Raw genomic sequence first — 25,259 nt, forward strand, 5'->3', positions numbered from 1 at the left:
AGTTTTCAATTTTATGACGTCTCAGAAAGGGAATAGATCTAGTATTTTAGATAGTTACGCCACTTTTATTCACGCGTTCAATAAATGGAGATTGTTATGCCCGTTTTATTTTGTCAATCATGCTGTCGCGATACCCAGCATAAAGCGGTATTACGTAGACGCGAAGAGGATGATGAGTCATTAAAAAACAAATTCCAAAAATTCAATGAGTTGGTTAATCAGCTTTTCAGCGGCGTACCTTACCACAAAATGGACCGCGTGTGTTTATGTCGTGATTGTAATCATCAAAATGCTGTGTTTTCATCTGATTCAACCCACTGATATTAAAAGCGATTTTGTGTCTCTTTCACATTGCGATAAATGAATAAATACTTTTCTTTTATCAGCTCTTACTACCAGTTGAAAACTCAAGTACAGTAAGTCATTACACCGTCCTATCTAATATGGAAGTGCACAATGACGCGTTATTATGATCATGCTTTATCGGTTTGGCAGTATTTAAAACTCGATCAACCTCTGCAAAAAACAGATGCTTTATTACTTCTCGGTAGTTCTGACTTACGGGTTGGCGAGCGTGCCGCAGAACTCTATCACCAAGGTATCGCGCCGCTTTTAATTATCTCTGGTGGAAAAGGCCGTATGACCGATGGCCTGTTTGAGCATTCGGAAGCGGAAACCTTTGCTAAAATCGCCATGGATTGCGGTGTCCCTCATCACGCGATTTTATTGGAAGATCAATCGACCAATACCGGTGAAAATTTTCGATTCACACAGTCGTTATTAGAAGACAAAGGCCTTGACATTAAAAGTGTCACCTTAGTGCAAAAGCCTTATATGGAACGACGTGCTCTGGCGACCTGCCAACAACTTTGGCCGCACGTTCAGGCCCAAATCACATCTCCTCAATTCGATTTTTTGGATTATTGCAGCGCGCTTCATCCTTCTTCTGAAGTCATTAATTTGATGGTGGGTGAGATCCCACGCCTTAAAGATTACCCAAAACAAGGCTTCTTTGCCGCTCAAGACATTCCGGAATCGGTTGAGCAGGCATTTATGGCGTTATTGGGCATTGGTTACGACGAGCACGTGGATGTGTAACATGAAAATGACGATCTCTACTCAATCATGGCCAATCAATGGCGCGTTTACGATTTCTCGTGGTTCGAAAACCCACGCTGATGTCGTGGTCGTGACATTAGAAAAGCAAGGGTATATTGGGCGAGGTGAATGCGTGCCTTATGCTCGTTATGGGGAATCGATAGAACAAGTGATTTCCGATTTAGAAAATATAGCGAATCAGTTATCACACGTTGATTCCTCGCAAGATATTCAAGCACTATTACCGGCCGGTGCGGCTCGCAACGCTTTGGACTGTGCTTGGTGGGATTTACAGTGTAAACAGCAACATAAAACAATTTGGCAGTGGCTTGAGATTGAGCCCCATGATTTGACTACAGCGTTTACTTTATCTTTAGCGAGCCCTGAAAAAATGGGTGAAGATGCCAAAGCCAACCAACATCGCCCATTACTAAAATTAAAACTTGCCGGTGAGGGAGATATCGCACGAGTCGCGGCGGTTCGTCAAAATGCGCCCCATGCCAATATTATTGTCGATGCCAATGAAGGGTGGGATGTGGAATTATATAACGCCATGATCCCGCAACTTAAAGCATTGAATGTGGCGATGATAGAGCAACCTTTCCCTGCCGATAAAGACGATTGGTTGGATGGCTTAGACCGACCAATCACCTTATGTGCCGATGAATCATGTCACGGCGTTGCGAGTTTGTCTAAGCTGGTAGGGCGCTATGATATGGTCAATATTAAGCTCGATAAAACCGGTGGCTTAACCGAAGCGCTTGAGTTGAAACAAGCGGCTATTGAACAAGGCATGCAAGTGATGGTGGGTTGTATGGTTGGTTCTTCACTTGGCATGGCCCCGGCATTTGTGGTGGCGCAAGGCGCTCAAGTCGTCGATCTCGATGGCCCGTTATTGTTAGCTCAAGACCAAAACCCCGGATTTGAATTTGAGGTTTCTACCATGAAGGTGATGCGTCCTAAATTGTGGGGATAAGTGAGTTAACCGTAACCAACCCCCTCTAACTCCCCCTTATATCAACACTTTCTATCTCAAAAGTTGATCGTTCAAGGGGGAGAATATGATTGAGCGCGCTGAGCATCCAACTAATCTACTCTCTTCTTTTTAATCGAGTTGTTCTCTGTGCAGTGAACAAGCTCTGTTTTGAAAGTTGTGGGATAGGTGAGTTAACCGTAACCAACCCCCTCTAACTCCCCCCCTTATATCAACCTTTCCTATCTCAAAAGTGATCGATAAAAGGGGGAGAACATGACCGAGTGCGTTGATAATTATATGAATTTAATCAATGGGTTTATTTGTTTAATGGCGTGGTTCGGGAAAGAGAGAACATTATTTGGCGCGCTGAAAACCATACTAATTTAACCTATTTTCTTGTGTGATTTTTATAGACTTTGTTCCCAGTACTGCGGACAAGCTCTCCCCCTTGATCGTTGGAATTACTTGGCCTATTAGTCAACATAAGGGGGAGTTGGAGGGGGTTGCATGGGAAAGATCTATAACTTACAAAAAACCAAAATATATCGTCCATTACTTCGAAATAACTTAACCCCAGCAGAAAAAATGTTGTGGTTTCATATTAAGAATAATCAGCGCGGAGTTAAATTCAGACGTCAACATGGTATAGGTCGTTATATCGTCGATTTCTACTGTGCAAAGCTTCATTTAGTGATTGAAGTCGATGGCCACAGTCATTACACCGAACAAGGTATTCGCTACGATTTAGAAAGAAATCAGTATCTTAAAAATAACGGATTAAATATTCTGAGATTTACGAACCATCAAGTTCGTGACCAATTGGCGGCAGTCATCCAGCAGATTGATATCTACATTCAGGCCAGATTGAGAAGTCAGTATTAAAATTGTTGGGTTAGCAACGCCATCAACATTTCCAAATAATGCTCACAAACGTAATCGGCAGAAACGGGCGGCAACTCTACCGTCACACATAATAAATCACGTTCGGCACACCAAGAACCAAATGAGCCCGGTGTGTCGTAGCCAACATCTTCGACCATAGGTAAATTCATTTTCTGCGATAACCAATGCGCCAAAGGCGAAAAGCTTGGGTCATCAATGCAAGCTAATGGTTCATGAAATGACGTCACCCACGCCGGTTTGAGCTCTTCAATTAACTGACATAATGCTGCGGTTTCAGGCTCAGAATTGCCCGTGTCGCCAGTTCCCACTTCGACATCACGCTCTGGCTCTTGAGTGCTCCAACGATAAACCGTGCCACCGCTTTGCCAATTTTGACTCGCAAAGTTTCGATTCAAATCGACCTGATTGGCGTTCGCTCGGGTTCCTAACAGATTACCGTCGGGATTCATGCTTAAAATGACATGATGGCGTAGCTGTTTTGCTTCAATTGAACGTAAAGCGCAAGAAAGACTGACAATCGAAGCCGTTTCATCGCCATGCGTGCCCGCAAGAATTAATCCGGTATTCTCATCTTGAATTTGAGCGGGAAAATACAACAAAGGCGCACCTAATACAGAGTGTCCGTATTGGATAGGTTTGAGTTGAAATTGTGCTCGTTGCTCACGAGGGCGAAGAATGACAGCCATACGATCTTCCTAATCAATATTTCAAATATGTAAATCCATATTGAGTCAGTATTACCGAATCGTGCTCACAGATAAAGTACCGATAACAATAAAATCACAATAAAAATATGGGTTAGATGGGAAGTTAACGTTATAGTTATCAGTATTCTTTGATTAATACGTTCTTCACTAACAAGGAAGTATCATGCTCTCTTTTAAACCTTCAGTTTTAGCTTTAACTCTATCCGCCGTCCTTTTACCTACTTCTGTCTTGGCTGCTCAGGTACCTGATGGTGTGACGCTAGCGAAAAAACAAGAGCTTGTACGAGGAAATGATGCCGAAGCGCCCACATTAAATCCGTTAAAAGCAGAAGGTATTCCTGAAATGCATATCCTTCGTGATTTGTTTGAAGGGCTGGTGATCCAAAACCAAGATGGTAGTGTGGTGCCGGGCGTTGCGAAGAGCTGGGAAACCAAAGACAACCAAACTTACACTTTCCATTTACGCCAAGATGCTAAGTGGTCAAATGGCGAGCCTGTTACCGCGCAAGACTTTGTTTATAGTTTGCATACCGCCGTCGATCCAAAATTTGCCTCACCGAACGCTTGGTATTTAAAACTGACCGGTATTAACAATGCTGAAGCGATCATTGATGGTAAAAAGCCGGTAGATAGCCTTGGCGTGAAAGCGTTAGATGCCCACACATTGCAATTTCAATTAGATAAACCAGTCCCTTATTTTGTTGCGATGACTGCGCATACCGTGATGATGCCAATCAATCAAAAAGCGGTTGAAAAATATGGTGAAAATTGGACTAAACCAAAAAACATGGTGTCTAACGGAGCGTATAAACTCGCCAACTGGGTGATTAACGAGCGTTTAGAAATGGTGCGCAATCCTAACTATTGGGATAACAAAGACACCGTGATTAACAAAGTGACTTACATTCCGTTTGAAAGCCAAACGGCGGCGATGAATCGTTATATGACTGGTGAAGTGGATATTACTTCTGATGTGCCAGTTGCGATGGTCGATAAGTTGAAACAAGACCATCCAGATGCTTATAAAATCACTCCTTTGCTATGTACTTATTACTATGCGTTGAATACCCAGCGTAAGCCATTTGATGATCCGCGCGTACGTAAAGCCATTTCATATACCATCATGCGCGATGTGATTGCTAATGGCGTGACCAAAGGCAATGTACCTGCTTATACGTTTGCTCACCAAGACGTGGCGAATTTTAAAGCGACTCAGCCAGAATATAGCCAATGGACTCAACAGCAACGAGATCAAGAAGCAGCGAAATTACTGAAAGAAGCCGGCTATGATCACGATCATCCGCTAAAAGCCTCTTTGCTTTACAACACCAGTGAAAATCACAAAGCGATTGCAGTGGCGATTGCCTCTATGTTGAAAAAGAATTTAGGTATGGAAGTGACGCTCGATAACCAGGAATGGAAATCTTACTTAGCGGCACGTCAAGAACGTAACTTCGACATTATGCGTGCTTCTTGGTGTGGAGATTACAACGAAGCCTCGACATTCTTAACGCTATTAACGTCGGATAACGACAAAAACTTTCCGTCTTATTCCAATCCAAAATACGATCAAGTGATCGCCAAAGCACAAGCGGCGGTCGATCTAAAAGCTCGTAATCAATACTACGATCAAGCGGAACAAATGTTAGCGCAAGATATGCCACTTGTCCCAATCTACTACTTTATGCAATCACGTTTAGTCAATCCAAAACTTGGTGGCTACCCAATGCATAATGCGGAAGGGCGTATTTACTCAAAAGATTTGTACTTCACTAAGTAAGTATTTTCTAAGTTTAATCGTCTTTCATAAACCCGATCATGTATCGGGTTTATTTTTTGGCACTAAGTTAGCTTTTGCCCTGAAATGGCTGGGTGGTATATCGGTTGAACCACGTTACCTGCCGGATCGGTACAGTGGAAACTGCGTGCACCATCGCTATGATCGTGAGGAGTATCGAGTAAAGGCACACCTTGCGCTTGTAAAAACTCATACCATTGTTGTAGCGCTTGTTTGCTATCCACCACAAAACCAAAATGATCAAGATTATGGTGACCGCTTTCTTGTTCGGAATGGGAGCGAGATAGCGATAAGTTATCGTTGCCGCAACTTAGGTAGATTAAGTTGTCATTCGCTCGACGGAGTATCTCCATGCCCATAATCTCATGATAAAAATGGACACATTCCTCAAAAGGGTAGACGGCTAGTGCTAAGTGTCTTAATCCATTAAATGGTGTTGGTCTTTGCATATTTCCTCCTTAAATGACTTTGTATTATTAATTGTATACAATTATCCTGTTATTGCTAATCATGGAGGAGCTTATGTTTTGTATCATTGTAAAAAATGAAGTAAAGAATGGATGCCGAGAACAGTATTTGTCGGTGATGCAAGAGAATGCGAAAGCGTCGGTGTTAGGTGAGCAAGGTTGCTACGCTTTTGATGTGCTGGTGGATCAAACCAATGATCATCATTTTTATTTGTATGAAATCTATCAAGATGAAAACGCGCTCGCCGAACATAAAAAGACTGAGCATTATTTAGAAAGCCGTAAATATTTGGCCGATATTGTGGAAAATGTATCGGTGATTCGCTGTGATGTTACCGCACGAAATGGAAAGAATTAAATAACGTAAAGGAGACAAGATGAGCTGGAATGTTTATTTATCAGGTGAAATTCATACTGATTGGCGTGAGCAGATCATTCAAGGTTGTGAAGCCAAAGGGTTAGAGATTACCTTTAGCTCGGCAGTGACCGATCACGACAGCAGTGATGCGGCAGGCGATGGCCTAGGCGAAGAATCCAACGCCTTTTGGCGCGATCATAAATCGGCCAAAGTGAACGCGATTCGCATCCAAAACCAAATTAAGCAGTGTGATCTCGCGATCATCCGTTTTGGTGATAAATACAAACAATGGAATGCCGCGTTTGATGCTGGTTATTGCGCCGCGCTTGATAAGCCATACATCACCTTGCACAGCGAAGATATTATCCACCCATTGAAAGAAGTCGATGCCAGTGCGCAAGCGTGGGCGACTGACCCACAACAAGTCGTGGATATTTTGGCGTATTTGTTATTGCAGAAGTAACGTATCGCTTTGATATGTCTATCTTTGTATAAACGCCAACCAGATTCGGTTGGCGTTTTTTATTTATGATTAAGCCACATTGGAGCTTTGTTCGAAGCTTTGATAATTACCTAATAAAGCATTATAAAATTCGCTGTCGTTCAAGACTCCAAGCAGTTGGCCATTTTCAACCATTAAAACCGGATGGGCGGTACGATTTTTGAGTTCAATGGCATCACGCATACTAATTTCTGGGCTTGCCATTACGAGCATGTTGGACTCAATGGCGGCTAAATTCGGATTTTTTTCCCATTCAACAAGCTTCAGTGGTTCAGCACTGCTGATATTTAAATTTTCTAAACTCGACGTAGAGGATGGTTTTTCTATCCAAATCCCGGTATTCGAACATATCTGAATACGATTATCATCAGATGTAAGATCGTGAGTCGGTTGCATCAAAGAGCGACCTTTTAAAACGTTGAGTGGGTTTGTGTGGGCCACAAAATCTTTAACGTATTGAGTTTTAGGCGCGAGGACAATTTCCTCTGGTGTGCCGTGTTGAATTAAGCGACCAGATTCCATAATGGCAATATTGTTACCAATTTTTAGAGCTTCATCTAAATCATGACTAACAAACAAAATCGTCTTATTGAGTTTGGTTTGTAATTCGAGTAGTTCATCCTGTAGTTGAGCGCGAATTAATGGATCTAACGCAGAAAATGGCTCATCCATTAACAGAATGTCGGTGTCCATAGCGAAAGCGCGAGCAAGGCCGACACGTTGCTGCATACCACCCGATAATTCGTGGGGATGTTTATCTGCCCACTCGGATAAGCTCACCATTTCTAATTGCTCTAGTGCTTTTTTACGGCGAGCGGATTTACTCATTCCCTTCATTTCTAAACCAAAGGCAACGTTATCCAGTACCGTGAGCCAAGGCATTAAGGCAAATTTTTGGAACACCATCGAGACTCGATGAGTACGTAAATGGCGCAGTGTTGAGTTATCGCAATTCGCGAGGTCAACTAGATTGTCACCATCTTTTATTTCTAATGAGCCACGAGAAATGGTATTCAGGCCATTAACCGCGCGTAACAAGCTTGATTTACCTGAACCAGATAACCCCATCAGCACACAGATCTCACCTTCTTTGACACTGATATTGACACCATCGACTCCGACGACTTGGCCGGTTTGGTCAATAATATTTTGGCGTGATTCACCTTTGTCGAGTAGTTCGATCGCTTTGTTGGGATGGTCACCAAATACCACATCAAGGTTTTTAATTGTAATTGCGTCCATAATTATCCCTCTTTAGCTTGGTTTGGTGTTTTGCATAAACGATCAAGAATGATGGCGACCAGAACAATGGCTAATCCAGCTTCGAATCCTTGAGAAATATTGACGGTGTTTAGCGCTCGGATGACGGGTTTACCTAAGCCATCGGCGCCAACGAGTGCGGCGACCACGACCATAGAAAGCGATAACATAATACATTGAGTCACACCTGCCATAATGCTTGGCAGCGCGGCTGGTAATTCAACTTTAAATAAAAGCTTCATTCGACTAGCACCAAATGCTTTACCCGCTTCAACCAGTTCTTCTGGAACTTTAATAATGCCTAGATAGGTCAAACGGATCGGAGCTGCGATAGCGAAAATAATGGTCGAAATGAGCCCCGGTACTATCCCTAACCCAAATAACACTAAGGTAGGAATAAGGTACACAAAGGTTGGAACGGTTTGCATTAAATCTAAAATAGGGCGCATTAAGGTATACAACCAAGGGCGATGCGCGGCCATGATGCCTAATGGGACGCCAATTAATACGGAAATCGTTGTCGCCGCAAAGACGAGAACAAAGGTTTCCAGCATTTCTTGCCAATAGCCCATATTTAAAATCAGTAGTAGCGATGCAATGATGAACACCACTAGGGATAATTTACGGTGTAAATACCAAGCAAGTGCCGCGGTAACCACGATAGGCACCGCTGGTGGTAGCCACTGAAAAACGCTGACTAGACTCATAATCACGGTTTCAAGAAAGATAGAAATTGTGTCGAAAAGTGTTGCTGCATTGATCGTGAGCCAATCAACAACGATTTCCATCCAATGTCCGAGTGGGATTTTATGATCGGTAATGAAATTCACAGTACTGCCTTATCTAGCGAGCTTACACCCGCCAGTCCAATTGAAAATATAAAAAGAATGTTGCGTTTATTAACTACTTAACTGGTTGTTTGAGATAAGCAATCACAGCTGGCGCTGCAGGTTGGCCATTGAGTGTCTTGACATTTTTTAGCCACGTTTGGATTTGTTCAGGGTGTTGGTTTAACCATTCACGAGCCGCGATAGCTGGCTTTTTGTTTTGGTTTAAGATCGAATTCATGATCTGATTTTCCATCTCCAGGCTGAATTTAAGATCGGTTAATAGGTTTCCGACATTCGGGCACTGGGTTAGGTAATCTTGTCGCACGTTAGTATGCACGCTGGCGCCACCATAGTTAGGGCCAAAGAAGTCATCACCACCGGCAAGATATTTCATCTCAACTTTGCTGTTCATAGGGTGTGGTGCCCAACCTAGGTAAACAATCCATTGATTACGACGTACCGCACGGGTGACCTGAGAGACCATGCCTGCTTCACTCGATTCGACTAATCGGAAATCTTTTAGGCCAAAGGCATCTTGATCAATCATGCTTTGCAGTAGGCGATTACCATCGTTACCCGGTTCGATGCCGTAAATGCGGTCGTTAAATTTGTCAGCATTTTTAGCAATATCCGCGAACGTTTTAACCCCGGCATCATATACGTACTTAGGTACTGCCAATGTGTATTTAGCGCCTTCTAGGTTAGCTCGAACCGTTTCTACTTTGCCTGATTCTCTATATTTCTTGATGTCATTTTCCATGGTTGGCATCCAGTTACCGAGAAAGATATCGATATCGCCATTTGCCATTGAGGAGTAGGTCACGGGAACCGACAGTAATTCTGTTTCGGTTTGGTAACCCATACCTTGCAATAATTGGCTGGTAACGGCCGTGGTTGCTGTGATATCGGTCCAACCAACATCCGAGAAACGTACGGTTTCACATTGATTAGCATAGGCGTTAAAAGTAACTAGGCTGGTAAGTCCTAACGTGAATAGTGCTGTTTTTTTAAGTGACATAATCATTCCTTGTAATCAGTGACTTGCTATTAATTATTGGTTTAGTGGTAAAGCGCGTACCGGTTGGTGGCTGCGTTGTGTATATTGCCAATTTGGATCAGTCCAAACCGGAACATTATCGGGAGTCAGTAAAGGTTGGCCTAAAATCATATCGGCGGCACGCTCTGCCACCATGATGGTTGGTGCATTTAAGTTGCCGTTAGGGATTACCGGGAAAACAGAAGAGTCGACGACTCGTAGATTGTTAATACCAAGTACGCGGCAATTTTCATCAACTACGGCCATAGGATCATTACTTGACCCCATTTTGCAGGTACAGGATGGGTGATAGGCACTTTCTACGTTCTCTTTTACCCATTGATCTATGGCTTGATCGGATTCAATTTCAATACCGGGTTGGATCTCTTTGCCTCGGAAACGATCCATAGCAGGCTGAGCTAAAATTTCACGGGTAAGGCGAATGCAGTCACGCCAATCCTGACGATCTTGCTCGGTTGAAATGTAATTGAACTCGATGCTTGGTTTCGTATGAGGATCGTTTGATTCAATAGTGACCCGGCCACGACTCTCGGGTTTATTCGGTCCAACATGAACTTGGAAACCATGGTCATCAAAGGCGGCTTGACCATCATAACGCATGGCGGCGGGTAAGAAATGGTATTGAATATTTGGCCATTTCAAGCCTTTACGTGACCGGATAAAAGCACAAGATTCAAAGTGATTGGTAGCGCCTAATCCGGTGCGCTTTAAGAGCCACTCGGCGCCAATTAAGCCTTTACTGACTAGACCTAGTTTGCTGTTTAACGTGATGGGTTGTTTACATTCATATTGAAAGTAAACCTCTAAATGGTCTTGTAGGTTGTCACCGACACCTGGTAATTCGTGTTTTAATTCTACGCCTGCATGTTTTAATGTTGCACGATCGCCGATACCTGACAGCTGGAGCAGTTGCACAGAGCCGATAGGTCCTGCACTTAAAATGACTTCTTGAGCTGCATAAACCTGAACGATTTGCCCAGATTTTTCGTATTCAACCCCATAGGCTGTCTTGCCTTCGAGTAAGACTTTATGAGCGACGATGCCGGTTAATAGTGTTAAGTTTGAACGTTTAAGTGCTCGACGTAGATAAGCATTAGAAGTGGAAGCGCGAACGCCGCCATCAACCGTCATATGCATTGGACCAAAGCCTTCTTGTTGATAGGCGTTGTAATCTTGAGTTTCTGGATAACCGGCTTCTTTTCCGGCATCAATAAATGCTTGGTATAAAGGATTACGCTCCATGTTATTACCGTTGCAGGTCCCAACTGGGCCGTTGCCACCACGATAATCATTACCGCCTTCGAACCAGCTTTCCGCTTTACGAAAATAAGGCAAACAGTTTTGATAATTCCAACCCTGTGCACCGGATTCTTCCCACTGGTCAAAGTCACAAGCATGGCCACGTACATAAACCATACCGTTAATCGAGGAGCTACCACCAAGTACTTTTCCTCGAGGGCAGTGTAATTGACGGCCATCAAGGCCTGATTCGGCTTTGGTTTCAAACTGCCAAGCGTATTTTTCACTGTTCATCGGATAAGAAAGTGCAGTGGGCATTTGAATGAAAATGCTTTTATCACTGCCACCAGCTTCTAATAGTAAAACGTTATGTTCACCAGATTCGCTGAGTCGGTCGGCTAATACGCAGCCGGCCGAACCCGCGCCGACGATAATATAATCGTAGCGTTGTTGCATAAGATTGATTCTCCGCTTCCGTTTAAGAACGTATCGGTTTAAAGACTCGTGAGTGATTTCTCAACGATAGATAAATGATTTGCCTTATTCATAAGGGCTTTCGAAGTCACCAAGATGGACAAACACACTTTTGGTTTGCGTATAGTGACGTAGGGTTTCAGTGCCATTTTCGCGGCCAATACCGGAGTGCTTATAACCACCAACCGGCATTTCAGCGGGGGAATCTCCCCAGGTATTTATCCAGCAAATACCGGCTTCTAGTTGATGAATAACGCGATGGGCACGCGATAGGTTTTGAGTGAAAACACCCGCAGCAAGACCGTAGTCGGTTGCATTGGCTCGTTTGATCACTTCGTCTTCATTACTAAAGGGTAAAACGGACATCACGGGGCCGAAGATTTCATGTTGAACATGCGCCATGTCGTCTTCACAATCGATAAACACTGTTGGTGCGACAAAGTTACCTTTATCTAATCCATTTTCGGTCACTTGGTGGCCGCCTGTGAGCAATTTAGCGCCGCTGTGTTTGGCGGTTTCAATCGCGCCCAACACTTTGTCTAAATGCTGTTTAGAAATCAGTGCCCCGACTTGAGTATTGATGTCCATAGGATCACCAATCGTCATTTTCTCGGTACGATGTTTTAATTGTGTAATGAAATCTTGGTAGATGTCTTGATGTACAAAGACTCGGGTACCATTGGTACACACTTCACCTTGAGTATAAAAGTTCGCTACCATGGCAGCGGATACCGCTTGATCAAGTTTGGCATCATCAAATATAACTAACGGTGATTTACCACCTAATTCCATAGTGACTGACTTTAATGTCTTGGCGCTATCACCCATGATGGCTTTACCTGTGCCAGATTCACCGGTGAAGGAAACTTTCGCGATATCTGGGTGAGCGGTTAGCATTTGACCTGCGCGGTAATCGCCTTGGATAACATTAAATACGCCATCCGGTACGCCTGCTTGGGTAAATATTTCAGCCAGCTTTAGAGCGGAAAGTGGCGTTTCTTCTGAAGGTTTGAAGATCATCGCGTTACCTGCGGCTAGTGCTGGAGCCGATTTCCACATGGCGATTTGAATTGGATAGTTCCATGCGCCAATGCCAGCACAAATGCCTAAAGGTTCACGGCGAGTATAGAAAAATTGTTCATCATTAAGGGGTTGTTGTTCACCTTGTAAGCTTGGAACGAGGTTAGCGTAATATTCAATCACGTCAGCACCGGTGACAATATCGACTTCTAGTGCTTCTTGCAGCGGTTTACCAGTATCAGCTACTTCTAAAGTCGCCAATTCATCGTTTCGTGCTCTAAGGATTTCAACCGCTTTTAATAAAATTCGACTACGTTCCACGGCGCTCATTTTGGACCATACTTGAAAGCCTTGCTTTGCTGATGCTATCGCTTTATTGAGATCATCCTGTGAGGCTTGCCCGATTTCAGCGATCACTTCACCATTGGCAGGGTTAATATTGTGGAAGGTTTCACCAGATGTTGCGGCAGTCAATTGGCCGTGGATGTATAGAGTTTCTGTGGTCATATAAAAGCCTAATGATGTAATTTAAAGTGAAGATTGAAGGTAAAAAGCGAGCTGTTTATCGAGGTAGTCATTGATAATCTCTCGCGCTTTTTCGGCATCAATACCCTCTGGATTTAAAGTGCCACGCAACCAAATACCATCGATTAGAGATGCAATTCCATGAGCAACTAAACTGGCTTGTTCATCGGGGAGTAGCGCTTTTAATTCAATTCTTAAATGTGAAAGCAAACGCTGTTCATTGACACGTTGAAGTCTTTTTAGTTGGGCGTCATGCATGGAATAAGACCAGAATGCTAACCATGTTTTTGCAACTTTGTTTTCAGCCTGAAAGCCCTCAAAGTTAGCGTTCACAATGCCAATAATGCGTTGTTGATGAGCATGGTTTGGCAGGCCGCTCAATTTGATTTTTACCGTGTCGGAGAGCTCTCTTAAAATCGCTCGCATTGTTTCTTCTAGTAGTCCGTGTTTACCGCCAAAATAATGGTTAATAATACCCGTTGATACACCCGCTTCTTTACTGATGAGCGAAATGCTCGCGCCATGCAAACCGACTCTTTCAATGACCGCCATAGTAGCTTTTACAAGTTGCGGCTTTCTAATATCAGGCATTCCAACTTTTGGCATATTTTGAACCCATTTATTTTTTATTGAACGGTTAATTAACAATAATGCTACACATAAAATGTTTAGACCTCAAATCAATATTTAGGGTTTGATGGCGTTTTGGGTGGAAGGGTGTACATTATTTCTTTAACTTTCATAGCTTTATGTGATGTTAAAAAAATTAACAAATAAAACATTTTATTATGGATGTAATGAGTTTTGGGGGGAAGAAAGGAGGGATAAAAAACGCCAACCAGATTCGGTTGGCGTTTTTATATTATGAAAGTCAAAGTGGATTAAAACCCGATATTCATCCCAACCCAGTAACGACGTCCATCTTCTACATATCCGTAATCGTCATAAGTGACTTCTTCATCCAATAAGTTATAAATCGCCGCGTTCACTGACACATTGCTGGTTAAGTGATAGCTGACACCCATGTCCCAGAAAGTATACGAAGGCGCTTCTAGACTGCTTGATGATGGGCCAGAAACGGGTTCCATTTCTTCGCCGTGATAAGTGACTTGCGTCCAGGCTTCTAAGTCAGAGGTGGCTTGCCAAGAAAGATCGGTACTAAATAAGTGTTTTGGCAGTTGAACTAAAGGTTGGCCTTTATAATCACCGGATTTTTGCTCAGAGTCATTAAAGGTGTAGCTGGCATTCCAGAAGACACTTTGACCTAGCGGAGTACCTAGAGCAAATTCAACCCCTTGTGTTTCTGCTTTATCCACGTTTGTACGTTTAGTCGCCACACTACCACTGCTATTGATCGGGCCACAACTTGGGCAGGCAACACGAGTAATTTTGTCCTTGAAATCATTATGGAAAACCGTCACCGATGAAGTTAACCCAAAGTCAGCTTGGTAGTTTAAACTGATTTCTTGGTTTACTGAGGTTTCAGGTTTGAGATCCGGATCGCCATAAATGTCACCGCCTCGGCTGCCTTGTGCCCAGTCAGCAGACGTTTCGCGTAACGTAGGTGCACGATAACCAGTGGAGACGCCGCCTTTTAATACCCAGTTTGGGGTTAAGCTCCAAACGCCATAAGCGCGTGGGCTCACATGAGTGCCGTAGTTTTTATCATCATCCAAACGTGCACCAACAGTTAAGCTGAATGAGTCGACAATCGCCCACTCATCTTCTAAAAAGAACGCATAACGATAGCTATCTAATTTAGTTAAATCAGATGCGCTATTTGAGGTGTAATCTTCAAGCTTTTCATAAGTGTATTCAAAGCCGGATGTCAAAGTATGGGAATAAATAGGGGTGACAAGGCTGGTTTTGAACACGGTGTTCATGCTTTCCATTTCTCGGGTTTTGTTCTCCGAGTCTTCATATTGCAGGTAGGTATTCGAAGAACCTACTATGCCCCAATTACCTTGATGACTGATCGCATAATTGGTTCGTTTGTATTCATCTAAAGAATTTTCACAGGTGCCTCGGCAGCCAGAAGTTGCAACCGATTTACCCACCGTGCCTGCGCGAGTTTGCTCACTGATCCCAGCTTCTAATGAAATATCGTGGTCTTGATTGATTTGATAGGTCAATTTGGAATTAAAGCTATTGAGGTCTTTATCTTCATAACCATTGGTAATGTCATCTTCATCACGCACGGTCGTTTGACCATTAAATTGAGCGGTCAACTTGTCAGTCAGTGGGCCGGCTAAGAAGAAATTCGCACTGCGTTCGTTGCCTGAATCACGATTTTCTTGAATGGTGGTGCCGAGTTGAACATTACCATGCCATTGCTGGTTATCTTTGCGAGTAATCACGTTGATAACACCACCAATTGCATCCGAGCCATAAAGGGTCGACATTGGCCCTCGAATGACTTCGATACGCTCAATCGCTTCTAAAGGTGGCAGCCAGCCTTGTTCAATCCCCGGGCCATCACTGTTTGGACGAGTTTGGCGAGAAGATTGACGCTTACCATCGACCAGAATCAAAGTATAAGCCGAGCCCATGCCACGAATACTAATATCTTTATTATCGCCACCACCAGTAATGGTGACACCGGGAACGGTTTTTAGCGCATCCGTCACATCACGATAGTGTTTGTTGTCTAATTCATCTCGAGTGATCACGCTGATGCTCGCGGGAGCGGTGATTTCAGCTTGTTCGTGACCGGATGCGGTGACAACCATCGTTTCAGTTGAAGAAGTGGATTGCGCTGCGTGAGCACTGGTAGCCAATAAAATTGATCCCGCTAAAGAGGAAAGCGGTAAACGGTAGCTAGACATTGTTATTCCTTTAAATGATAATGATTCTTAAATTCATTTGCGATTATTGCCATCTTGGCCGCTATTGAATAGATCAATGAGTGGAACAGGCTGTTCCAAATATGGGATACAAGTTGAAAGTGTTATGAAAACTGAATTACAAGGAATTCGAGCATTTGCTGCATTAAGTCGTTATCACAGCGTGACGGCGGCTGCCAAAGCATTGAACCAGCCTAAATCGACCATTAGCCGCCGTTTAGCACAACTAGAAACGGAGTTGGGGCAAGCGTTGTTTATCAAGCAAGGTTCTCGTTTAATGCTAACTCGTGCAGGGGAAGTGTTTGCCGAATATTGTGAGCGCTTACTTACGATGGCGGAAGAGTCGCAGAACGCTTTACAATCCTTGAAGCAAAGCGTGAGTGGGGAAGTGACGATGATTGCCCCTCCGAGTTTGATTCGAGGTTGGCTGCGCGCGCAATGTCATCAGTTTCTTGATACGCATCCACAGGTGAATATTCGGTTATTTACCGAGATGCGTGATGACTATTTTCAAAATGAACCGGATATTGTGTTGTCGATTGGCGAGCAAGATTTGCCGGGCACATGGCGTAAGAAAACCTTGGGTTACTGGCAGTTTGGTTTATATGCTTCGCCGGATTACATCAAGCAACATGGTGTACCGACGCATCCCAATCACCTCAGTGCTCATCAATGGTTGCCATTTGAATGTGATGGTAGCAGCACTATCTACCTGTCTAATGGGCAAGAACACTGCATGGCGATGCCACCGATCAGCCGCTTAACCAGTGATAATTTATTATTGCAGATTGACTCTATTGCATCGGGTTACGGCATTGGTTTATTGCCTACTTGGGTTGCCAATAATTACTCACAAGCGCACCCGGGAAATATAGAATTGTGCATGCCTGAATGGTATAGCGCGGCGCGTCCTATCGTGTGTTACTTTGCGGCAGGTGTATTGCCATTAAGAGTGCAAACCTTGATAAAAGCGCTGAATGACAATGCTCCTAAAGCGTGGCTAGAGCCTAGGGTTAGCCACGCTAATGCTACTTATGAAAAGTATAAGCACATGCGCTTGCCATCGACTTCAATGACATTAAATGGTGTTTCATAAATTTCAGATAACACCGAGCTATCAATCACTTGAGCTACCGTTCCTTTTGCAACAATTTCGCCTTTTTTAAGGGCAATAATGGTGTCGGAATAGCAAGACGCGAAGTTGATATCATGGATCACAATGACCACCGCTTTATTGAGCTCATGAGCAAGTCGGCGGATGGTCGCCATAATTTGTAATGAGTGTTTAATGTCGAGGTTATTGAGCGGCTCATCTAAAAAGATATAGTCCGTGTCTTGCGCTATCACCATGGCAATAAAGGCTAACTGTCGCTGGCCACCACTGAGTTCATCAAGGTATTTATCTTGGATCTGACTCAGTTCTAGGTACTCAATCGCTTTATCTATTGCTTGTTGATCGCTCGCTTTCAAGTTGCCCTGACAATAAGGGAATCGGCCAAAGGATATCAGCTCTCGCACCGTAAAACGTAAGCTAAAGCTATTGGCTTGGCGCAATACTGACAAACGTTTTGCGAGCGCTTTGGTATCCCACTCCACCAGTTCTTTGCCGTCAATCCATACTTCGCCTTCATCCCGTTTCAATAACCTTCCTGCCATCGAAAGTAGGGTGCTTTTTCCTGCGCCATTGGGGCCAATAATCGCAGTGACTTTTCCTTTGGCAAATTCGGCACTGGCATTTTGAACGACCGGATGTTCACCAAAACGTTTGGTCAGTTGTTTTAATTCAATCATCAGAGTTACACCACTTTATTGCGTAAGAGCAGGAATAAGAAATAGAGCCCACCAACAAAATTAATCACCACACTTAAGGTGGTTTCGAAGCCAAATGCTTTTTCAATAATCCATTGGCCAGTTAATAGCGTGGCTACTGACATTAAGCCACAGGCAGTAAGTAAGTACTTATGTTGGTAGGTCTTTAACCACTCGCGTGTCAGATTGGTGATCAGTAAACCGAAGAACATAATCGGGCCAATTAAGGCGGTAGAAATCGCAATTAATACCGAGGACAGTAGTAGCACCGTTCGGGTGGTACGTTTGATATCGACCCCTAGGCTGGTGGCATTATCTTGGTCGAGTAGATATACATCGAGAGTACGATGCAGCTTAAATAACCAAACAGATACGAATACTAGAATCGGCAATGTCCAATACACTAACTCAGTATCAATATTATTGAAGCTGGCAAACATACTGGCCTGCACATTAGCAAACTCATCTGGATCCATAAGCATGGTTAAAAAAGACGAAGCACTTTGAAAGAGCTGACCAAAAATCACGCCTAATAACAGTAGAGAAATAATATTGCTGGCGGAATAACGAAAATACACTAGAAATAAGATCAACGAGAATCCCATCATCATGACCACTGATATTGAAAAATTAATCACATGGTTGGTCATCATCACGCTTAAGCCGCCAAATACAGTGACGACTAACACTTGAATGAGTAAGTAAAGCGAGTCAAACCCCATGATACTCGGGGTTAAGATGCGGTTATTGGTGATGGTTTGAAAACAAAAAGAGGCAATGCCAATCGCAAAGCCTGCAATCACCATTGCGAGTACTTTAGGCACACGGCGTGATAAGAAATATTGGTAGTTATCAACCGTTAGACCATAGCCAATAAATAGCGCGGCCATCACAAGGCTGAGTACGAATAAGGCAACGATTTTTGGTGTATCGCCAGACCATGAGATCTTGTTACTTAACGGGTTAATCTGGCTTTTAAACGGGACTCGACGTAATGATTTAGTGTCCATGCTTCATCCCTTTCAATATTAAGAAAATAAATACACTGCCACCAAGTAAGCTAATCACCATCGAAATCGGGACTTCATAAGGGAAGATCAACAAGCGGCCCACTAAATCGCACGCGAGCACTAAGATGGCGCCTAATAAGGCGGTACGAGGAATGTTTTTGCGTAGGTTGTCACCATAGAAGCGGTTGACTAAGTTCGGCACGATTAAGCCTAAAAAGGGCAATTGGCCAACAATCATCACTACCGATGCCGACATAATCGACACCAGCGCTACCCCAATCGTCATCACTTGTTGGTAATTTAAACCCAGATTTATTGCGAAGTCTTTTCCCATCCCTACAGCGGAAATTCGTGTGGCGTAGAGGTAGCTAAAAATAGAAACGGGTATCGCAATATAAAGAAGCTCAAAGTTGCCCGCTAAAATATTGGCAAAATTGGCGACAGCCCAGCCGGATAAGTTTTGTAGCGCATCGTATTTATAAGCAATAAAAGTCGCCATTGAGGACACAATATTGCCGAAAATAATCCCGATCAGCGGCACAAAGACGGCGTTTTTAAACTGAATGCGTTGGATCAGTTGAACAAAAAATAGTGTACCGATCATCGAGGTCGCAAAGATAAGCCACAGTTGGTCACCATTACCAAAAATCACTAGGCTCAAGACAAACCCTAACATCGCACATTCAATGGTGCCGGATGTCGAAGGGGCAGCAAATCGATTTTGGCTAATTTGCTGCATGATAAGCCCAGCAATGCTTAACCCGCCGCCGGCCAGTAAAATGGCGAGTAAACGTGGTACTCGGCTATAGATAAATAATTGCCAGGTATTGGCATCACCATGAATAAGGTGGGTTAACGATACGTTACCCACCCCAACAAATAGTGAAGACAAACTTAGGCAGACTAAAACGATCAGTAATTTAGCCACAACAACCTCAAGTTTTCACTCTTAATAACGAATCATTAATTACTGAGTTTTGGTTAAAGATTCGATGTCTTTCACCATGGTTTGTGTGGCGGTAATGCCAGAGCTTGCTACATACCAAGCGGGAATATCAAGATAGATCATGCGATGATTTTTATAGGCATTCGTCGATTTAACTAAATCATTATCAAAGTCTTGGCGGGTGGTGCTTTTGCCCTTATTGACCAGTTTATCGCGGTCGAGGATAAGTAGTGTCGATGGGTTTTGTTGGCTGACTAATTCATAAGAAACCAGTTGACCATGGCCACCGGTTTTTTCTGATTTCTTATCTTTGACCGTGATACTTGGTTTGAAGCCGAAATCTTTGTACAACACAGAAAAACGTGAGCCTTCGCCAAAGGATGTCACATTGCCGCCAGAACTCATCAGCATTAATGCATCCATATCATGGCTTTGGTTATAAGATTTAATCGCCGCAAAACGTTGGTTTAACGCATCAATCTTTTGATTAACTAAGGCTTCTTTATCAAAGATTTCACCTAAGTCGTGCCAAAGGGCTTGAGTGTTTTGCCAGTAATCGGTGCCATTTTCGACAGCAAACACGAAAGTTGGCGCGATCTTAGAGAGTTCTTTAAAGTGTTTCGAACTGCGGGGGCCAACAATAATAAGATCAGGCTTCTGGCTATAAATGGTTTCAAAATCCGGTTCAAAAATGGTGCCAGAAGAAGCGATGTTATCGGCGTTATATTGCTTGAGGTAATCTGGCAGTGCCGTTCCTTTAGACACCGCAACCGGCTTTATATTAAGCGCATCAACCGCATCCAGAGCCCCTGTACCAATCACGACAACACGCTGTGGTGGTGATTCTAAGGTCGTTGAGCCCATTATGTGATCTACCGTGACCGACTTAGCATGAGCTGACATTGAGCTTAATGCGGCAACAGAGAGTAAAGCGGAGGCAATCAATCCAGATTTTTTAAAGCACTTCATTTCTTATCCTTTATGTAATCGATAATTATTATCATTCCGATTACTATATAGGGCAAGAATAAGAAATCAATACTCACAAGTGTAAATTTAGTTAAAGCCGGCTATTGATTTGCGGTTAATCGAGATCGTTAATCACTTTATCAAGCAGCTGCACTAATAGTTTGGCTTCTTCATTCTCTAAACTAGGAAATTGACAACGAATGCGCTCTGGGATCTCGGCGGCCTGTGATTGCATTATCTGACCTTGAGCGGTTAATTTTACGACTCGTTTTCGTTTGTCTTGTTCATCTTTGAGGATATTCAAAAGTTGCTTATCCCCCATCTTTTTGAGGATTTGCGTCATCGCGCTGCCATCAATCGCGGTTTTCTCAAGTAAGGCGGTAATGCTAATACCGTCTTTTTCCCACAGCGCCATCATCACCACATATTGAGGGTAAGTTAAGTTGAGCTCGGCTAACGAATCACGATAAGTACGTGTTAGCCCGTTAGAGGCCATATACAGACGATGACAAATTTGGTTGTCGAGTTTGAGTTGGGGATGTTTCATGTCTATTCTCATTTTGTGCTTATCGCCATTTTAGTTTGCACACAAAGTATTTGCAATTAACGTTTTTACGATCTAGTATTTTGCATGCAAAGTATTTTCGCTCAACCAAAAGGAATGAAAAATGAAAGAACTACAAAGTGTTGCCTACACCGCTAAAGCGACCGCAACAGGTGGACGTGAAGGTTCAGCAAAATCAGATGATGGTCGTTTGGATGTTGCGCTTTCTACACCAAAAGGTCTAGGCGGTGATGACGGTCAAGGCACCAACCCAGAGCAACTGTTTGCCGCAGGTTACGCAGCATGCTTTATCGGCGCACTGAAATTAGTGGCAGGCCAAGCAAAAGTGGCGTTACCAAAAGATACGCATATCAATTCTGAAGTCTCGATTGGCCCAATTGAAGGCGGATTTGGTATTGCCGTGAAATTAGAAGTGAATGTTGGCGATCTTGATAAAGCGACAGCACAAGAGTTAGTCAATAAAGCGCACGAAGTTTGCCCGTACTCAAATGCGACTCGTGGCAACATTGCGATTGAGCTTTCTGTTGCTTAAAAGATCGGTTGCTTAAAAAAAACCCTTTAAGCTAATAGAAAAAGCGTTCAGATAAAAACAAAGGCCTCACGTTATTGATATAGCGTGAGGCCTTTTTGTATCTTAATGGTGATGTTTGCTGAATTGATTAGTCCGCAAACGCGATATCTCTTAAAAATAATGCAATGCTTGGGAAGAAAATCAATAACGCAGCCGATAGCAATAAGATAGCAATAAATGGCCCGGTGCCTCGAATGACTTCCCAATAAGGGCGTTTAAAGATCGCAATGGCGGTGAAAATATCACAACCAAAAGGCGGCGTGGCGGAACCTATGGCCACTTGCAAGGTGATGATGATACCGACATGAACAGGATCTAAGCCGGTTGCTTGAATAGCTGGAGCAAAAATCGGCGTTAATACCAAGATCACTACGATGGGATCGACAAACATACAGGCGACAAAAAACGCGACAGAAATCGATGCGAGAACACCAAGTGGCCCCATTTGATCGATACCGATAGCATCTAAGATGGTTTGCGGCACCTGAGCAAACGAAATAATCCATGAAAAGCCATTGCCCACACCCACTAAAATAAAGACCACCGCCGTAATTAAACCCGTGGATTTGGCGATGACATAAATATCTTCAGTGCTTAAAGAACGGAAAATCACAAACTCTAAAATAATCGCATACAGCACACAGACCGCGGCGGCTTCAGTGGGGCTGAATATACCGCCATAGATACCACCAACAATAATAACAGGGAACATTAATGGCCAAATGGCTCGCTTAGAGGCGCTGATGCGTTCACTCCAACTGGCTTTCTCTTCTGTTGGAACCTTTTTGATGACGGCATATAAGTAACAATACACAGAAAATAATAATAGAATCATTAAGCCAGGGCCGATACCGGCAATAAAGAGTTCAGCAATTGAGGTTTCTGAAATCACGCCATAAATAATCATGCCGATACTTGGAGGGATCAAAAAGGCAATATCACTGGCATTAATGATTAACGCTAAAGAAAAAGAATCACTGTAGCCCGCTTTTAATAATTTAGGGCGCAGCGCAGAGCCAACCGCAACCACAGTGGCTTGAGTTGATCCAGACACTGCGCCAAAAAGCGTACAAGAAGCGGCAGTACTGATCGCAAGCCCACCTTTAATATGGCCAATAAAGGTCATTACCATATTGATTAAACGGTTAGCCGATTGGCCGCGCGTCATGATATCGGCAGCAAGAATAAACATAGGAACCGCAATTAAGGAAGCAGGGCGGATCCCGCCAAGAACTTGCTGAATGAAGGTATCCATTTGGCTCATGCCGCCAAACATCATGTAAAAACCGGTAAGCGCTGCCGCGGTAAGCGGGATCATCATAGGGAAGCCGATGAGCAGCAATACCAGCATAATGAGCATTAAAGTCAGTGCCATATCAATGCCTTTTTATAAATCGTGTTCGTGATCGGCGTAGCCATCGGCGACACCGCTTGAAAGGTAAACGTCATCACTAATAAAATTCTTATAAGCGGTGAGAAAGTATTGCAGGCCAGTAATGGCAAATCCGAGCGGAACCCAGATATAAATCCACCAGATCTCAAAGCCTAACGCAGGTAGGATCCGGCCTCGTTCATAAACACTGATAATGTATTGGAAAGAAAAGTACGCCAAAGCGAACATAATGACCGCGGTGATAATCGACACCACAATCATGACAAATTTGCGCCCTTTTTTAGGCAACATATCGAAAAATGCCGACATTCGGATATGTCGCCCAAGTCGAGCGGCAAAACCAATGCCGGCAAAAGTGATGAGAATAATAAGTATGCGGTTGATTTCTCCGGCAAAGAATAAGCCTTCACCAAAAACAAATCGTGCAACCACGTTGATGCAAGTATTTAAAGCCATGAGAAGGACGCCCGTGGCGAGCATGATGGCTTCAACTTTACTGAATAGGTTATCGATACTTCCCAATAAACCGGGTAGTTCGGATTGATAGTCTAATCTATCGGAGTTGGGCATAGTGCTTCCTTTCAATAAAGAGCACCGAATACTCCCTTTTTATCGTCAGTATTTCGGTGCTCAATCCTACTATTGATGATTATTGTGAAGCTTTTAAATCGGCTTTAAATTGGTCTAGCAAGGCTTTACCACTATCGCCAGTCATTTCAATAAAGGTCTTTTCAACTTGAGGGGCTCTAGCTTTAAATTTCGCCAGTTGCTCATCGGTTAAACGAGTCACGGTGACTTTATCGCTCTTAGATTGAATTTTTTTCAATGATTCTTCCGCTAAGCCAGTAATGTGCTTAATCGTTGCATCATAAGCATAATCTGATGCTTTCTGGATGAGCGTTTTATCTTTATCTGGTAAGCCATCGTAGAATTTTTTATTGGCCATTGACGCGGTGGTAAACCAACCGTGGTGCGTGAAGATTAGGTTGGGTGACACTTCATATAAACCGCCTGATTCAATCCAGAAAATCGGGTTCTCTTGACCTTGAATCATATTGGTTTGCAGTGCGCCATATACTTCGCCCCAAGGTAACGGTGTTGGGGTGGCGCCAAAGGCTTCATAAGTGGATGACAAAAGAGGGTTAGTCATTACACGAATTTTCTTACCTTTTAGCTCATCCGGTGAGGTAACAGGCTCGTCGGTGGTGAGAACCATTTCCCCTTCTGGGTACATTTTTAACAGCTCTAAGCCTTGTTTAGCATAGAGTTTAGGGAAATCCTCATTGATTGCCTTACTGGAATCAAAGAACTTAATCACATCTTGAATATCCGTTGGCATGAGATATGGGATAAAGAAAATTTGTGCCTCTGGGATCAATGAACCGGTAAAGCCTGGGGATTGGTTCACAAACTGCAAAATACCGTTTTGAGTTTGCTCCATAATATCGTCGGACTCACCAAGTTCACCAAAACGATAAACTTGTAAAGTGTGGTCTGAGTGGTCTTCAATGTATTTTTTGAATTGCTGTGCATAAACATCCTGCACATCATTTTCATATTCTTCGTGAGCGTAACGCCAAGTATCAGCACTTGCGAAGCTTGAAAAACCAATACTTGCAGCAATACAAGAGACGGTTGCAAGCTTCTTGAAGTTATTTCGAGTAAACATTTGCTCTCCTTTCCTTGGTGATATCATTATCAATGATGTTCTAAGTTGATGATCAATAACTTATCTTTTCACAAACACTTTCCGCTAAACACATGACAACTATATGGGCTCTTTCTTGGTGTGATCGTTGTCACGTTTTGGTTGGGGTTTTGTTGTTGAATGTTGATCTTGTTAACAAAAATAAAGATCGGATTTGGCATCAAAATTAGCCTTTACACTGTAAAATCGTTAGAGGTCTATTCTTTATTAGTTTTCCGATGAGCTTTTTTC

The 25,259-nt window shown here is 43.3% G+C and carries 26 protein-coding genes; 9 read left to right on the forward strand and 17 right to left on the reverse strand.

What is annotated here, in order from left to right:
• Window positions 1-96: 96 nt before the first annotated feature.
• From VRUMOI_RS12750 to VRUMOI_RS12765, 4 genes are all read left to right on the forward strand, one after another.
• Window positions 97-321, forward strand: coding sequence for a hypothetical protein (locus tag VRUMOI_RS12750; protein WP_089139321.1), 225 nt, complete (start codon window positions 97-99; stop codon window positions 319-321).
• 135 nt (window positions 322-456) lie between these two features.
• Entirely contained in the window at window positions 457-1,098 is a 642-nt protein-coding gene (locus VRUMOI_RS12755; RefSeq protein WP_089139320.1) for a YdcF family protein, read from the forward strand.
• Window position 1,099: 1 nt separating this feature from the next.
• A complete protein-coding gene (gene dgcA, locus VRUMOI_RS12760; RefSeq protein WP_089139319.1) occupies window positions 1,100-2,074 on the forward strand; it encodes an N-acetyl-D-Glu racemase DgcA in 975 nt (324 codons plus the stop codon).
• 507 nt (window positions 2,075-2,581) lie between these two features.
• Window positions 2,582-2,956 carry an endonuclease domain-containing protein gene (locus tag VRUMOI_RS12765; RefSeq protein WP_089139318.1) on the forward strand — a complete coding sequence of 125 codons (375 nt, stop codon included), beginning with the start codon at window positions 2,582-2,584 and terminating at the stop codon, window positions 2,954-2,956.
• Here the strand turns inward: VRUMOI_RS12765 and mpaA are convergent.
• Complete coding sequence (gene mpaA, locus VRUMOI_RS12770; protein ID WP_089139317.1) at window positions 2,953-3,663, reverse strand: murein tripeptide amidase MpaA; 711 nt, start codon at window positions 3,661-3,663, stop codon at window positions 2,953-2,955. The genes VRUMOI_RS12765 and mpaA overlap by 4 nt on opposite strands.
• Window positions 3,664-3,847: 184 nt before the next feature.
• On the opposite strand from mpaA, the gene VRUMOI_RS12775 reads away from it, so the two are divergent.
• Window positions 3,848-5,464 (forward strand): peptide ABC transporter substrate-binding protein, encoded by a 1,617-nt coding sequence (locus VRUMOI_RS12775; RefSeq protein WP_089139316.1) that lies wholly within the window; start codon window positions 3,848-3,850, stop codon window positions 5,462-5,464.
• A 62-nt stretch (window positions 5,465-5,526) separates the two neighbouring features.
• Here VRUMOI_RS12775 and VRUMOI_RS12780 read toward each other — a convergent pair whose 3' ends face one another.
• Complete coding sequence (locus VRUMOI_RS12780) at window positions 5,527-5,931, reverse strand: VOC family protein (protein ID WP_089139315.1); 405 nt, start codon at window positions 5,929-5,931, stop codon at window positions 5,527-5,529.
• A gap of 73 nt (window positions 5,932-6,004) precedes the next feature.
• On the opposite strand from VRUMOI_RS12780, the gene VRUMOI_RS12785 reads away from it, so the two are divergent.
• Together VRUMOI_RS12785 and VRUMOI_RS12790 are read left to right on the forward strand one after the other, a co-directional pair.
• Window positions 6,005-6,307 (forward strand): putative quinol monooxygenase, encoded by a 303-nt coding sequence (locus tag VRUMOI_RS12785; protein WP_089139314.1) that lies wholly within the window; start codon window positions 6,005-6,007, stop codon window positions 6,305-6,307.
• A gap of 19 nt (window positions 6,308-6,326) precedes the next feature.
• The gene (locus VRUMOI_RS12790; RefSeq protein WP_089139313.1) at window positions 6,327-6,770 is read left to right on the forward strand and encodes a YtoQ family protein; all 444 of its coding nucleotides are present in this window, start codon (window positions 6,327-6,329) and stop codon (window positions 6,768-6,770) included.
• 69 nt (window positions 6,771-6,839) lie between these two features.
• On the opposite strand, the gene choV is transcribed toward VRUMOI_RS12790, so the two are convergent.
• From choV to VRUMOI_RS12825, 7 genes are all read right to left on the reverse strand, one after another.
• The gene (gene choV / locus VRUMOI_RS12795; protein WP_089139312.1) at window positions 6,840-8,051 is read right to left on the reverse strand and encodes a choline ABC transporter ATP-binding protein; all 1,212 of its coding nucleotides are present in this window, start codon (window positions 8,049-8,051) and stop codon (window positions 6,840-6,842) included.
• Window positions 8,052-8,053: 2 nt separating this feature from the next.
• Complete coding sequence (choW, locus tag VRUMOI_RS12800) at window positions 8,054-8,899, reverse strand: choline ABC transporter permease subunit (protein ID WP_089139311.1); 846 nt, start codon at window positions 8,897-8,899, stop codon at window positions 8,054-8,056.
• Window positions 8,900-8,972: 73 nt separating this feature from the next.
• Window positions 8,973-9,917, reverse strand: coding sequence for a choline ABC transporter substrate-binding protein (locus VRUMOI_RS12805; protein WP_089139310.1), 945 nt, complete (start codon window positions 9,915-9,917; stop codon window positions 8,973-8,975).
• Between the two features lie 33 nt (window positions 9,918-9,950).
• Window positions 9,951-11,651: a choline dehydrogenase gene (gene betA / locus VRUMOI_RS12810; protein WP_089139309.1), complete on the reverse strand. Its 1,701-nt coding sequence runs from the start codon at window positions 11,649-11,651 to the stop codon at window positions 9,951-9,953.
• 84 nt (window positions 11,652-11,735) lie between these two features.
• Window positions 11,736-13,196, reverse strand: coding sequence for a betaine-aldehyde dehydrogenase (gene betB, locus VRUMOI_RS12815; RefSeq protein WP_089139308.1), 1,461 nt, complete (start codon window positions 13,194-13,196; stop codon window positions 11,736-11,738).
• A gap of 21 nt (window positions 13,197-13,217) precedes the next feature.
• A complete protein-coding gene (gene betI / locus VRUMOI_RS12820) occupies window positions 13,218-13,820 on the reverse strand; it encodes a transcriptional regulator BetI (protein ID WP_089139307.1) in 603 nt (200 codons plus the stop codon).
• Window positions 13,821-14,095: 275 nt separating this feature from the next.
• Window positions 14,096-16,039 carry a ligand-gated channel protein gene (locus VRUMOI_RS12825; protein WP_089139306.1) on the reverse strand — a complete coding sequence of 648 codons (1,944 nt, stop codon included), beginning with the start codon at window positions 16,037-16,039 and terminating at the stop codon, window positions 14,096-14,098.
• A 124-nt stretch (window positions 16,040-16,163) separates the two neighbouring features.
• Here VRUMOI_RS12825 and VRUMOI_RS12830 point away from each other — a divergent pair, with 124 nt between their 5' ends.
• Window positions 16,164-17,153: a LysR family transcriptional regulator gene (locus VRUMOI_RS12830; protein WP_162598397.1), complete on the forward strand. Its 990-nt coding sequence runs from the start codon at window positions 16,164-16,166 to the stop codon at window positions 17,151-17,153.
• Here VRUMOI_RS12830 and vctC read toward each other — a convergent pair.
• The 5 genes from vctC to VRUMOI_RS12855 all read right to left on the reverse strand — a co-directional run bounded on the left by vctC (window position 17,090) and on the right by VRUMOI_RS12855 (window position 21,338).
• Complete coding sequence (vctC, locus tag VRUMOI_RS12835; RefSeq protein WP_089139304.1) at window positions 17,090-17,848, reverse strand: iron chelate ABC transporter ATP-binding protein VctC; 759 nt, start codon at window positions 17,846-17,848, stop codon at window positions 17,090-17,092. The two genes, VRUMOI_RS12830 and vctC, sit on opposite strands and share 64 nt — an antisense overlap.
• Window positions 17,849-17,853: 5 nt before the next feature.
• Entirely contained in the window at window positions 17,854-18,876 is a 1,023-nt protein-coding gene (locus VRUMOI_RS12840; protein WP_089139303.1) for an iron chelate uptake ABC transporter family permease subunit, read from the reverse strand.
• Window positions 18,866-19,804, reverse strand: coding sequence for an iron chelate uptake ABC transporter permease subunit VctD (vctD, locus tag VRUMOI_RS12845; RefSeq protein WP_089139302.1), 939 nt, complete (start codon window positions 19,802-19,804; stop codon window positions 18,866-18,868). Before vctD ends, VRUMOI_RS12840 begins: the two co-directional genes overlap by 11 nt.
• Before the next feature lie 39 nt (window positions 19,805-19,843).
• Window positions 19,844-20,791 (reverse strand): siderophore ABC transporter substrate-binding protein, encoded by a 948-nt coding sequence (locus VRUMOI_RS12850; protein ID WP_089139301.1) that lies wholly within the window; start codon window positions 20,789-20,791, stop codon window positions 19,844-19,846.
• 115 nt (window positions 20,792-20,906) lie between these two features.
• A complete protein-coding gene (locus VRUMOI_RS12855) occupies window positions 20,907-21,338 on the reverse strand; it encodes a MarR family winged helix-turn-helix transcriptional regulator (protein ID WP_089139300.1) in 432 nt (143 codons plus the stop codon).
• A 121-nt stretch (window positions 21,339-21,459) separates the two neighbouring features.
• On the opposite strand from VRUMOI_RS12855, the gene VRUMOI_RS12860 reads away from it, so the two are divergent.
• Window positions 21,460-21,888: an organic hydroperoxide resistance protein gene (locus tag VRUMOI_RS12860; protein WP_089139299.1), complete on the forward strand. Its 429-nt coding sequence runs from the start codon at window positions 21,460-21,462 to the stop codon at window positions 21,886-21,888.
• Window positions 21,889-22,015: 127 nt separating this feature from the next.
• Here the strand turns inward: VRUMOI_RS12860 and VRUMOI_RS12865 are convergent, their stop codons facing one another.
• The 3 genes from VRUMOI_RS12865 to VRUMOI_RS12875 form a co-directional block, all read right to left on the reverse strand.
• A complete protein-coding gene (locus VRUMOI_RS12865) occupies window positions 22,016-23,302 on the reverse strand; it encodes a TRAP transporter large permease (RefSeq protein ID WP_089139298.1) in 1,287 nt (428 codons plus the stop codon).
• 12 nt (window positions 23,303-23,314) lie between these two features.
• On the reverse strand, window positions 23,315-23,890 hold the full coding sequence (locus VRUMOI_RS12870) for a TRAP transporter small permease (protein ID WP_089139297.1): 576 nt from the start codon (window positions 23,888-23,890) through the stop codon (window positions 23,315-23,317).
• A 79-nt stretch (window positions 23,891-23,969) separates the two neighbouring features.
• Window positions 23,970-24,989: a TRAP transporter substrate-binding protein gene (locus tag VRUMOI_RS12875; protein WP_089139296.1), complete on the reverse strand. Its 1,020-nt coding sequence runs from the start codon at window positions 24,987-24,989 to the stop codon at window positions 23,970-23,972.
• Window positions 24,990-25,259 lie beyond the last annotated feature (270 nt).

The organism is Vibrio rumoiensis (assembly GCF_002218045.2).
GTDB classification, from domain to species: Bacteria; Pseudomonadota; Gammaproteobacteria; order Enterobacterales; family Vibrionaceae; genus Vibrio; species Vibrio rumoiensis.

Excerpts from the sequence above, each read along its gene's own strand:
- VRUMOI_RS12750 (WP_089139321.1), top strand. The coding sequence starts at position 97 with ATGCCCGTTTTATTTTGTCAATCATGCTGTCGCGATACCCAGCATAAA.
- VRUMOI_RS12755 (WP_089139320.1), top strand. The coding sequence starts at position 457 with ATGACGCGTTATTATGATCATGCTTTATCGGTTTGGCAGTATTTAAAA.
- dgcA (WP_089139319.1), top strand. The coding sequence starts at position 1,100 with ATGAAAATGACGATCTCTACTCAATCATGGCCAATCAATGGCGCGTTT.
- VRUMOI_RS12765 (WP_089139318.1), top strand. The coding sequence starts at position 2,582 with ATGGGAAAGATCTATAACTTACAAAAAACCAAAATATATCGTCCATTA.
- mpaA (WP_089139317.1), bottom strand. The coding sequence starts at position 3,663 with ATGGCTGTCATTCTTCGCCCTCGTGAGCAACGAGCACAATTTCAACTC.
- VRUMOI_RS12775 (WP_089139316.1), top strand. The coding sequence starts at position 3,848 with ATGCTCTCTTTTAAACCTTCAGTTTTAGCTTTAACTCTATCCGCCGTC.
- VRUMOI_RS12780 (WP_089139315.1), bottom strand. The coding sequence starts at position 5,931 with ATGCAAAGACCAACACCATTTAATGGATTAAGACACTTAGCACTAGCC.
- VRUMOI_RS12785 (WP_089139314.1), top strand. The coding sequence starts at position 6,005 with ATGTTTTGTATCATTGTAAAAAATGAAGTAAAGAATGGATGCCGAGAA.
- VRUMOI_RS12790 (WP_089139313.1), top strand. The coding sequence starts at position 6,327 with ATGAGCTGGAATGTTTATTTATCAGGTGAAATTCATACTGATTGGCGT.
- choV (WP_089139312.1), bottom strand. The coding sequence starts at position 8,051 with ATGGACGCAATTACAATTAAAAACCTTGATGTGGTATTTGGTGACCAT.
- VRUMOI_RS12805 (WP_089139310.1), bottom strand. The coding sequence starts at position 9,917 with ATGTCACTTAAAAAAACAGCACTATTCACGTTAGGACTTACCAGCCTA.
- betA (WP_089139309.1), bottom strand. The coding sequence starts at position 11,651 with ATGCAACAACGCTACGATTATATTATCGTCGGCGCGGGTTCGGCCGGC.
- betB (WP_089139308.1), bottom strand. The coding sequence starts at position 13,196 with ATGACCACAGAAACTCTATACATCCACGGCCAATTGACTGCCGCAACA.
- betI (WP_089139307.1), bottom strand. The coding sequence starts at position 13,820 with ATGCCAAAAGTTGGAATGCCTGATATTAGAAAGCCGCAACTTGTAAAA.
- VRUMOI_RS12825 (WP_089139306.1), bottom strand. The coding sequence starts at position 16,039 with ATGTCTAGCTACCGTTTACCGCTTTCCTCTTTAGCGGGATCAATTTTA.
- VRUMOI_RS12830 (WP_162598397.1), top strand. The coding sequence starts at position 16,164 with ATGAAAACTGAATTACAAGGAATTCGAGCATTTGCTGCATTAAGTCGT.
- vctC (WP_089139304.1), bottom strand. The coding sequence starts at position 17,848 with ATGATTGAATTAAAACAACTGACCAAACGTTTTGGTGAACATCCGGTC.
- VRUMOI_RS12840 (WP_089139303.1), bottom strand. The coding sequence starts at position 18,876 with ATGGACACTAAATCATTACGTCGAGTCCCGTTTAAAAGCCAGATTAAC.
- VRUMOI_RS12850 (WP_089139301.1), bottom strand. The coding sequence starts at position 20,791 with ATGAAGTGCTTTAAAAAATCTGGATTGATTGCCTCCGCTTTACTCTCT.
- VRUMOI_RS12855 (WP_089139300.1), bottom strand. The coding sequence starts at position 21,338 with ATGAAACATCCCCAACTCAAACTCGACAACCAAATTTGTCATCGTCTG.
- VRUMOI_RS12860 (WP_089139299.1), top strand. The coding sequence starts at position 21,460 with ATGAAAGAACTACAAAGTGTTGCCTACACCGCTAAAGCGACCGCAACA.
- VRUMOI_RS12865 (WP_089139298.1), bottom strand. The coding sequence starts at position 23,302 with ATGGCACTGACTTTAATGCTCATTATGCTGGTATTGCTGCTCATCGGC.
- VRUMOI_RS12870 (WP_089139297.1), bottom strand. The coding sequence starts at position 23,890 with ATGCCCAACTCCGATAGATTAGACTATCAATCCGAACTACCCGGTTTA.
- VRUMOI_RS12875 (WP_089139296.1), bottom strand. The coding sequence starts at position 24,989 with ATGTTTACTCGAAATAACTTCAAGAAGCTTGCAACCGTCTCTTGTATT.